The organism is Pseudoflavonifractor phocaeensis, from assembly GCF_021531375.1.
Classification (GTDB): Bacteria; Bacillota; Clostridia; order Oscillospirales; family Oscillospiraceae; genus Lawsonibacter; species Lawsonibacter phocaeensis_B.
The window spans coordinates 20,711-30,564 of record NZ_JADYTU010000024.1 but is presented as its reverse complement, the minus strand read 5'-3'; the positions used below and the strand labels follow the sequence as shown (position 1 = coordinate 30,564).

At 54.3% G+C, this 9,854-nt stretch carries 9 protein-coding genes; 1 reads left to right on the top strand and 8 read right to left on the bottom strand.

The features are described from left to right. Positions 1 to 1,819, bottom strand: a 1,819-nt coding sequence (locus tag I6E39_RS08530) for a GLUG motif-containing protein (RefSeq protein WP_276530268.1), incomplete at its 3' end; no start/stop codon positions are given. 286 nt (positions 1,820 to 2,105) lie between these two features. Between I6E39_RS08530 and I6E39_RS08525 the strand changes: the two genes are divergently transcribed. Then, complete coding sequence (locus I6E39_RS08525) at positions 2,106 to 3,182, top strand: helix-turn-helix transcriptional regulator (protein WP_235381179.1); 1,077 nt, start codon at positions 2,106 to 2,108, stop codon at positions 3,180 to 3,182. 81 nt (positions 3,183 to 3,263) lie between these two features. Here I6E39_RS08525 and I6E39_RS08520 read toward each other — a convergent pair whose 3' ends face one another. From I6E39_RS08520 to I6E39_RS08490, 7 genes are all read right to left on the bottom strand, one after another. Further along, the gene (locus I6E39_RS08520; RefSeq protein WP_235381178.1) at positions 3,264 to 4,250 is read right to left on the bottom strand and encodes a tyrosine-type recombinase/integrase; all 987 of its coding nucleotides are present in this window, start codon (positions 4,248 to 4,250) and stop codon (positions 3,264 to 3,266) included. A 175-nt stretch (positions 4,251 to 4,425) separates the two neighbouring features. After that, positions 4,426 to 5,190, bottom strand: coding sequence for a sporulation transcription factor Spo0A (gene spo0A, locus I6E39_RS08515; protein ID WP_235381177.1), 765 nt, complete (start codon positions 5,188 to 5,190; stop codon positions 4,426 to 4,428). 320 nt (positions 5,191 to 5,510) lie between these two features. Next, on the bottom strand, positions 5,511 to 6,626 hold the full coding sequence (gene spoIVB / locus I6E39_RS08510) for a SpoIVB peptidase (protein WP_235381176.1): 1,116 nt from the start codon (positions 6,624 to 6,626) through the stop codon (positions 5,511 to 5,513). Between the two features lie 211 nt (positions 6,627 to 6,837). Beyond that, positions 6,838 to 7,185, bottom strand: a complete 348-nt coding sequence (locus I6E39_RS08505) for an arsenate reductase family protein (protein WP_235381175.1) — start codon at positions 7,183 to 7,185, stop codon at positions 6,838 to 6,840. Between the two features lie 85 nt (positions 7,186 to 7,270). Next, complete coding sequence (locus tag I6E39_RS08500) at positions 7,271 to 7,459, bottom strand: hypothetical protein (RefSeq protein WP_235381174.1); 189 nt, start codon at positions 7,457 to 7,459, stop codon at positions 7,271 to 7,273. Between the two features lie 120 nt (positions 7,460 to 7,579). Further along, a complete protein-coding gene (locus I6E39_RS08495) occupies positions 7,580 to 7,972 on the bottom strand; it encodes a serine proteinase (protein ID WP_235381173.1) in 393 nt (130 codons plus the stop codon). Positions 7,973 to 8,156: 184 nt separating this feature from the next. Then, positions 8,157 to 9,512 carry a uracil-xanthine permease family protein gene (locus I6E39_RS08490; protein WP_235381172.1) on the bottom strand — a complete coding sequence of 452 codons (1,356 nt, stop codon included), beginning with the start codon at positions 9,510 to 9,512 and terminating at the stop codon, positions 8,157 to 8,159. Positions 9,513 to 9,854 lie beyond the last annotated feature (342 nt).

Sequence of the window (9,854 nt, the reverse complement as noted above, 5' to 3'; positions counted from 1 at the left end):
TTGCACCGCAGCGTTCACAGGTCTTGGGGGTATCGCAGTCGGCATCCTTCCAGTCATGGCCAAGAGGATTGCCGTCGGTTGCACCGCAGCGTTCACAGGTCTTGGGGGTATCGCAGTCGGCATCCAGCCAGTTGTGGTCACAGGTTTCGTTTTTGATCAGCGTGATCGCATGAGTCGCCTTTTGCTCCTTATAGGTCACCCTCACCTTGAAAGTGCCCGGTTGAGCCTCGCTCGTGATGGTGATCAGCCCCTCATAGATACTCACGCCGGTGGTGTCACCACTAACACTCCAAACAGCGGATTCCGTCACATCGGCAGCAATTCCGCCATAGTAAGCGGTAGCTCTTGCTTCCACTGTAACCTCTCCGACGGAGGGTACATCCACTTCTTTCTCGCTGACAGTGACCCTAAAGTCACTGCTCTGCAATGCAACATCCTGCAGTTCCGGATACGGATACTCCTCAGTCCCTGCCATGGTCCAGACATCCGCAAAGTCAAAACCGGAGAATGTGCTTTCCTGCTGCATAGCTGTTTCTGCGCTCTTGATCGTGCCAGTATTAGTTCCGCTGCCTACGCCAACGCTGCATCCTTCCCTGCTGTAAAAACAGAAAGACATGTCAGCACCATCATAATAGTTATATCCCAGAATGCCACCGTATTCATGAGCCGATCCATTCACCGATCCCACATTATAGCAGGTTCTGATGATACTTCTGTTTTCAGCAAAGCCGACAATGCCGCCCTGGTTATAAGTTGAATGCAGTTTCAGGTCGCCACAGTTATAGCAATTTTCGATCGTGGATGCATCGGCGTCGCCCGCAATACCACCGGTGGTATCTTTTCCCTGCAGGGCAGCGGCGTTATAGCAACGTTCCACCGTAATGGTATCGGCTCTACCGACAATGCCGCCCACCTGTTCCGGACCGCTGAGATCAGCTATGTTATAGCTGAGACTGATTGCGGCATTACTGATCGCGTAGCCAGCAATGCCGCCAACTCGGTCAGCCCAATCTGCGGTTCCCTTTTCGTTGTTGACCTCAGTGGCAATCTCGCAATGATTTCCGCACCCGGAAACTTCACCGCCATTCAGGTATCCGACAATGCCGCCCGTATAAGCCCAGGTCTTGGAATAGGTATCACGGCCGCTGGACACCGTGATCTTCACATCGTTCATACAACTTTTCACGCTGGAGGAACTGTCATTCAGATAGCCTACCACACCTCCGGTGTAGAGCTGCAATCCCGGATTGCTGCTGTAATTGCGAACATAGCAGTCCACCGAAATCGCTCCGTCCACGTGGCAGTTTTCGATGGTTGCCTCGGTAGCATAACCCGCTAGCGCACCGGTATAAACGGCGTAATTTTTACCCAGGGAGCCGGTAACATTGATCTGGACTCTTTCCAACGTCACGTTTTTAATTGTGCCGCCGATGACATCCCCGAACAGGCCTACGTACGAATCGGTTGTAGTAGACTGAGTGAAGGTCTGCTCAAGTTTGGAGATTGTGTGGCCATCGCCGTCAAATGTACCTTTGAAGAGTCGAATCGGCGCCCAGCCGGCTCCGGAGTTATAGAATGCGCCGCCCTTTGCAAAATCGTCACTCAAAAAGGAAATATCCTCAATCATTTTAAAGCATTTGTTTGGGTAAAGGCGAACATTGCTCAAATGCGTGGTGTTAGAGATTAAGTATGGACTCTCTTTCGTTCCCTCGCCACCGGCAAACTCCGTGGTGTTTTCTGCGGCTGACGCTCCCATGCTTAAAAAGGAAGCAATGATCAGGCAAACCACCATTGTTATCATCCATTTTTTATGCTTCATATACACTTCGCCCTTTCTACTATTCCCTAATTCTAAATATTCAGAATTATAATTACAATATATAATGTAACGCGAAAACATTACATTTTCAATAGCACCTACTTTGTTCCGTATAAATTTATTTTTATGTAGTGAAGCCAAAAGAGAATAGGAAAGTTGTGGAATCCAATCATATTCTGTCTAAAACACAGGGTAACTGAGGTGTCCTAAAAAGTACGCTGCTTGTCTTTGGCTCTTTTTATGCTAAAATGGATAAAAAGTACCAGCCGTGAGGGAGGTAGGACAGATGGCATCTCCAATCAAAAACAGCGACAAAGGCGGCAAAAAGCCAGGGCAAAAGTTCAAATCTCTCCTGGTGTGGCAATACCTCCTGAAACACACAGACGAAGACCACGCCGCCAGTTCTGAAGCAATCAAAGCCCATCTGAGCGAATACGGCATCACCGCAGACCGCCATTCCATCGCCCGCGATATTGACGCTCTGAATGAGCTTTTTGCCATCGACGCGGCTGCTGAAATTGATGATCGTGACCGTCTGAACTACGAAATCATCTACGACACCAGCAAGCGGGGCTACAAGATTATTGGTCGTCCCCACGACTTTGAAGAACTGCGGCTTCTGGCTGAGTGTGTCCGCGCCTCTAAATTCATCTCCAAAAGCCAAGAAGAGCATCTGCTGACCACCATTGAAGACCTGTGCAGCGAAAGCCAGATTGAAGAGCTGCACAATGAGGTCTATCTGGTAGGCCGCAACAAAACCAGCAACAGACACATCATGCGCTCTATGCTGAGAATCAATCAGGCAATCAAAGCCAAGTGGAAGATCAGCTTTAAGTATCTGAAATACACCCTGAATGACCGCTCCACTCAGGTAGCCAGAAGGGGCGGAAAAGACTACATCCGCAGCCCTTACAAACTGATTATCAACGACGGCAACTACTATCTGTTGGCATACGACAGCGAAAAAGGAAGCATGATGACCTACCGCCTTGACCGTATGCAGGGAGTTGAGATCGTCAAACAGCCAAGGGACGGAGCTGCCGCCTATGACAAAATCGACATGAGAACCTACACTCAGCGTGTTTTCTCCATGTTCGGCGGCGAAGATAAGTTTGTCAGCATCCGCTTTACCAACGACCTTCTGGATACCGCTGTGGAACGTTTCGGCAACGGAGAAGAGGTTTTCTACCGTCCAGATGACAAAGGACATTTTGTGGTATCCGCCCATGTGGAAGTCAGCAAGCAGTTTTACGCATGGGTTTGCGGATTTTACAACAAAGCCAAGATCATCAATCCTCCCGAAGTGGTGGAGGGAATGAAAGATTTTCTGCATGGTATTGCTGACCGCTACGAAAGTGAATAAAAGATAAAGCAATCCTCCAGAAAGTTGATACTTCTGGAGGGTTGTTGTCAAAAGTTGATGGCTAAAGCCAATTAGAAGTAATTACATCCGCGCCACAGGGCTGAAGTTCTGATAGCGCCTTCCAATGTCTTCGTCGTTCAAATCGAGGTAGGCTTGCTCTGTAACTGTAACGCTGGAGTGACCGAGGATTTTGCTGAGCGTGTAAATGTCCATGCCACTCATAAGGCAGCGCTTTGCAAAGTTGTTCCGCAGACAATGAGGCGAAACCTTTTCACTAAGACTGGCGCGGCGGAGGTAGTGTTTGAAGTTGGTTTCAAAGTTGCTCACCTGGATACTTGCCCCGCTTCGCTTCACAGGAAAGAGGTAGTCACTCTCCACATACCTGTCCTTGAACTGAATCCACCGCCGCAGGATCATTTCTGTTTTGGGAGAGAAGAACACAACTCTGTCCCGCCGCCCTTTGGTAATCTCCGCCCGCAGGAATACCTTGTGGGCAGCCAGGTCAATGTCATCCATCAGCAAGCAACTGCATTCTCCTAACCGCATCCCACTGTCGATCATCAGCATAATCATAGCAAAGTCGCGGTGTTCGGGATAGTAGGACTTATCCAACTGAGCAATCAGTTTCTTGAAATCATCATCACTGATGAATTCCTTTGCCTTGCGGTTCACCTTCAACTGTCTGACCTTCCTCATGGGGTTCTTTTGGAGAACATAGTCCCTGTCCAACCAGTTGAAGAAAACGCGGAGGTTGCGGATGTAGTTGTTGATAGTGGTCACAGTGATAGGATTGCGGAAATCCCTTCGTCTGTCGGGATGGTTGGTTTCCTTCTTTTTTTCATCTGCGTAAAACGAGTATTTTCCGCGCTCCTGCAAATCATTGATGTAACGGCGGATGATGGACTCTGTAACCTTATCAACCGTGAAAATGTTCATCTGCTCTTCGCACCATCTCTGAAACAGGCGGAGAGTTTGTTCGTAACTGGTCATCGTTCTCTCGCGGAGTTGACGGCTTCTGCAAAACACCATGAACTCATCAATCTGCCAATCAAAACCCATGTCTGTCATAGCAATAAACACTCCTGTTCATTGGGATATTTCTTACCCAATAAATCAGGAGTGTTCATAGGCTTGGCAAAATAAGTTTATAGGTCTGTTTTGTCGGCGTTCATTGAAACTTTGCCTCCTTCGTAGGTTTGGCTAATTTCAAAAAAATTTAGCAAACCTTTGTGCCGCAAGGCTTTCATCCAACATGATTTTTCTTCATGTCAAGGCAAAGTCGGTCGGCGATCATGGCGATGAACTCCGAATTGGTGGGCTTGCCCTTGGCGTTGGAGACGGTATATCCGAAATATTTCTGCAGCGTCTCCAGGTCTCCTCGGTCCCAGGCCACCTCGATGGCGTGACGGATGGCCCGCTCCACCCGGCTGGCGGTGGTCCCAAAGCGCTTGGCCACCTCGGGATAGAGGACCTTGGTGACGGCGTTGATCACATCCATATCCTTCACCGCAATGAGGATGGCCTCCCGCAGGTACTGATACCCCTTGATGTGGGCCGGGACCCCTACCTCGTGGATGATGGCGGTCACCTGGGTCTCCAGATTTACTCTTTTATCCTCCTCCGAGTCCAGTCCGCTCACCGATGTAAGCTGGCGGACCCGCTCGAACACGGTCTCGGGAAGGCAGGGCTTGGTCAGATAGTAATCCGCTCCTCTGGCCGCCGCCATGTCCGCCACATTTCCCCGGACATAGCTGGACAAAATGACGATCTTGGGCCGCGGTTCCATCTTTGCCAATTCATCCAAGACCTGCATCCCGTCCATGCCGGTGAGCACCAACTCCATCACCACTACGTCGGGCGCCAGTTCCCGGGTCAGCCGGAGCAGCTCCGCCCCGTCCCCCGTCTGTCCGACTACCTGGAGGTCCGGCTCGCCGGCAAAGCCGGAAGCTAGACTCTTTCGAAAATCTTCCCCTGTATCCGCAAGCAAGACGCGCTTAACGATCTCCATTACCATTCCTCCTGAAACATACAAAATATCTTGCTTCGCGCTCGGCCTGCGCATTTCGACTAGTCGACTATAATTTAACATAATCAGACAGCATGCGCAAGACGTTTTTTTCCCGTTTTGTCAACAATCCGGCCCTTTTTGCGATATTTTACATACAAATTTTTAGTTTTTCGACCTTTTACTTATTTTTTCGCGGTCCCCATTTTTCCCTGCATACTCTGTTTCCGGCTTGACTCCATGCGCCTTCCGCCACACGCCGGGCCAATAGGATCTGCTCAGGACCTCGGGTCCCCTCTGGCAGAGGGGACCCGAGAGGACCGTCAGCCGCCCACCGCGGCCTCCAGCATGTTTTCGATCAGGATGCCATAGCCCCGCGTGGGATCGTTGACCAAAACGTGGGTCACAGCCCCCACCAGCTTGCCATCCTGCAGGATAGGCGACCCCGACATCCCCTGCACGATGCCGCCGGTCTGCTCCAGCAACCTGGGATCGGTGACCTGGAGCATCAGATTTCGGTTGCCCTCCTCCTCCGGAGAGATATGGGTGATCCTGACGGTAAACTCCTCCACCTGATCTCCCCGAATGTTGGATAGGATGGTGGCCTCTCCCGTCTTTACCTGGTCATGCCGCGCCGTTGGAACGGGAGTCCGGGCCTCGGTCACGCTGTTCTCCGGCATCCGTCCAAAGATCCCCAGATTAGTGTTGGCATACAGGGTCCCCAGATCCTGGGTCAGGTCAAACTGCCCGTGCAGTTCTCCCGGCTGGCCGCTCTGTCCCTTCTTCACGTCGGACACGGTGGCCTTCATAACGCTGCCAGACTCCAGCGGCATGAGCATGGCGGTATCCACGTCGTTGATCCCATGACCCAGGGCGGCAAATACCCCGGTCTCCGGATCATAGAAGGTCACGGTCCCAATCCCCGCCATGGAGTCCCGAAGCCAGATCCCCAGCTGATAAACGCCCTGGCTGTTTTCCACCGCCGCGGCGGTCAGCTGCACCTGTTTCTGTCCCCGCATGGCCTGGATGGTCAGGGGATTCCCCTCCCTGCGGGCCACCAGCTCCTGGATCTGCTCAATCGTGTCCACCTCATCTCCGTCAATATGGGTGATCACGTCCCCGGTTTTCAGTCCGCAGTCTCTCCCCGGATACTGGGCGCCCTCTTCCGTCTCTACTGGGGAGAGCCCCACCACCAGCACGCCGTCGGAAAACAGCTTGATCCCCACCGCTTTTCCCACTGGGATCACCGACTTCCCCACCGAAACGGTCTGGACCGCGGTCCGGGACCCCCTGGGCAGGTCCAGCACCGCGGCGGCGGAGACAGCCTCCGGTTGGCCTCCGCTTGGGAACAGACAAACGGCCAGCAGCAGACAAACCGCCGTCAAGGCCGCCGCCCAAGCCAGAACGGGGCCTCCTTTTTGTCTTGGCTCTTGTTCCACTGTTCCACCCCCTTCATAACGAAAAAACGGGCGGCACGATCGCCGCCCGCCCTTTCATTATGGCCGCCCGGGGACTCCTTCAACCGTGGAGACCGCTTCCAAGCTTACCAGTCTCCCACCCCAAAAGGCCAGCATTGTAGGGACGCCATATTTTTCCTGTCTTTTTTCCCTTTCAATGGGAGTTTTTAAGCCGTCCCGCTCCGCAGCCGTTTCAGAGCCTGGCCTCCCATTCCCCCTCCCGGAAGCCCACCAGCACAAAGCCGTCACCCACCAGGATAGGCCGCTTGACCAACATCCCGTCGGAGGACAGTAGGTCCAGCTGTTCCTCCTCCGACATGGCCGGCAGCTTGTCCTTCAGGGCCATGGACTTATACAGCAAACCGGAGGTGTTGAAAAATTTTTTCAGTGGCAGGCCGCTGGCCTGCTGCCAGGTCCGCAGTTCTTCGGCGGTGGGAGGGTCCTCCTTGATATGTCGGTCGGTATATTCCGCGCCGTGGGCGTCCAGGAATTTTTTGGCCCGCTGGCAGGTGGTGCATTTGGGGTACTCTACAAACAGCATGGGGACACGCTCCTTTTCATTTTTGTGGGTCTATCCTACCATGTTTTCCCATGCTCCGCAACCAGACTTTTTCCCGCTCCGGCGCTCACTCAGGATGAACAGTGGTGTCCTGTCCCAGCTCCTCCGCCAGCTTTTTCAGTTCCCCCAGGGTGGACACGGTAATGGTGCTGTCCAACAGACGCAGCCGGGCTCTGGGTGGGATCTGGTTCCAATAGGCCAGCAGCTCCGGGTCGCCGCCCACCACGTCCCGGGGATGGCGGTAAAACTGCTCCATAGGCTCCCTCCTTTTCCCCTTCATCATTCCCCCGAAGGCAAAAAACATGCAAAAAACGCCCTGCCGCGGCAGGCGGCAGGGCAGTCATTCCATTGGTCCATCCAAACCGGCGGCTGTGGATCACTCCTCAGTCTTGGGCTCCTCAGCCACAGGCTCCTCGGCCACAGGCTCAGCGGCAGGCTCCTCAGCCACGGGCTCAGCCTCCACAGGGGCGGCCTCGGGCTCCTCCTCGTCGCCGCTCTCCTTCAGCTCGGCGATGCGGTCGTTGTTGGCCTCGATGGCGGCTTTGGCCGCGGTGATCTTCTCACAGGCGGCGGCATAAGCGCCGTCGGGCGCGGCGCCCTTCTCGGCGTAGTACAGCTTGCCCAGCTCAATATAGGCCTTCTTGATGGTATCCTCCTCGCCCATATTGGCGGTCTTCAGCTTGGCAATCTCCGCCAGACGCTTGGACTGGGCAACACTGGCCTGGGCCAGATCGGTGGCCTTGTCCTTCAGAGTATCAAAAAATCCCATGTGTCATGAACCTCCTTTTTGCAATACGGTCTCCCGTTTGATGGATTCATTCTATCCTATTTTCTCCCCAGGCGCAAGGACCTTGCGTTGGATTTAATCTTTTTTTCATATTTCTTAGAGCCATTTTTCAGACAAAAAGCCCGCCGCGAAACAAATTCGCGGCGGGCCGGAATGTGCCGGAAGCTCAGACCTTAAAGTTGACGGAGGTGTCGCCCTTCTGGTCAGTGCCGAACTCATAGTCCTTACCGGGCAGGATGGCGTTGAGCAGGATGCCGGAGATGGCAGCCACGGCCAGACCGGACATGCTGATGGCGGCGCCGCCCACGCTGAAGGTCACGGCACCGGAGTAGTTGATACCGATGGCCAGCACCATGATCAGAGCGGCGATAATGACGTTGCGGCTGTTGGTGAAGTTCACCTGGTTCTCCACCACGTTACGCACGCCCACGGCGGAGATCATGCCGTAGAGCACCATGGAAACGCCGCCCATGGTGGCCTGGGGCATGGCGGAGACCAGGGCCGCGAACTTGGGGCTGAAGGAGAAGAGGATGGCTAGGCAGGCGGCGATGCGGATGACCTTGGGGTCGTACACGCGGCTCAGAGCCAGCACGCCGGTGTTCTCGCCGTAGGTGGTGTTGGCGGGAGCGCCGAAGAGGGAGGCCAGAGAGGTGGCCAGGCCGTCGCCCAGCAGGGTGCGGTGGAAGCCGGGGTCCTCCAGGTAGTTGCGCTCGCAGGTGGAGGAGATGGCGCACATGTCGCCGATGTGCTCCACCATGGTGGCCAGCGCCAGAGGCATGATAGTCACGGCGGAGGTCACCAGCATGCCGGTGTCCAGGTTGGGGCGGGAGAACAGGCCGAACAGGGTGTTCTCAAACTGGAAGGGCAGGCCCAGCCAAGGGGCCTCGATCACCTTGGTGAAGTCCACATTGCCGCTGATGGCACCCACCACATAGGAGGCGATGACGCCCAGCAGGATGGGGATGATCTTGACCATACCCTTGCCCCAGATGTTGCAGGCCACCACGACCAGAATGGCCACCAGAGCGATGGGCCAGTTGGTACGGCAGGAGTCGATAGCGGTCTTGGACAGGGTCAGGCCGATGCAGATGATGATGGGGCCGGTGACGATGGGGGGGAAGTAGCGCATGACCGCCTTAGTGCCGAACACCTTGAACAGTGCGGCCAGGATCACATACATCAGGCCGGCGCAGGCCACGCCGAAGCAGGCGTAGGGCAGCATCTCGGTATTGGGGATGGTGGCGTTGCCGGAGGCGTCGGGCAGCATGGGGGCGATGGCCGCATAGCCGCCGATAAAGGCGAAGGAGGAGCCCAGGAAGGCGGGGACCTTCATCTTGGTCAGGAAGTGGAACAGCAGGGTGCCCAGGCCTGCGAACAGCAGGGTGGCGGAGACGGACAGGCCGGTCAGCGCGGGGACCAGCACAGTGGCGCCGAACATGGCGAACATGTGCTGGACGCCCAGGACCAGCATCTTGGGGGTGCCAAGGACGCGGGCGTCATAAATGGCGTCATTTTGATTCATCTTTCGTTTCTCCCTTCATCATATCAGATCTACACACAAAAAAAGACAACCACGGCGAGGTGATTGTCAGCGGCCAGAGAAAAGGGCAGTTGTACCATATACGGACAGCAGCTCCACAGATCTCATCAGCTTCGTCACGGTACTCCCTCCCTTCACTTGCCGAACCATCATATCAGAATCCCCCCGTCTGCGCAAGAGAAAATATCTATTTTTGCCGATTTTTCTATAATCGGCAAAAGAAAGTTTCCCGCTTTGTCCCTTGTTGTCTGTTCCACCATTGACTTTTTTTCCCGTTCTGGATAAACTATACATGATTTTCCTATTTTCCGCTTATTTTTCCTG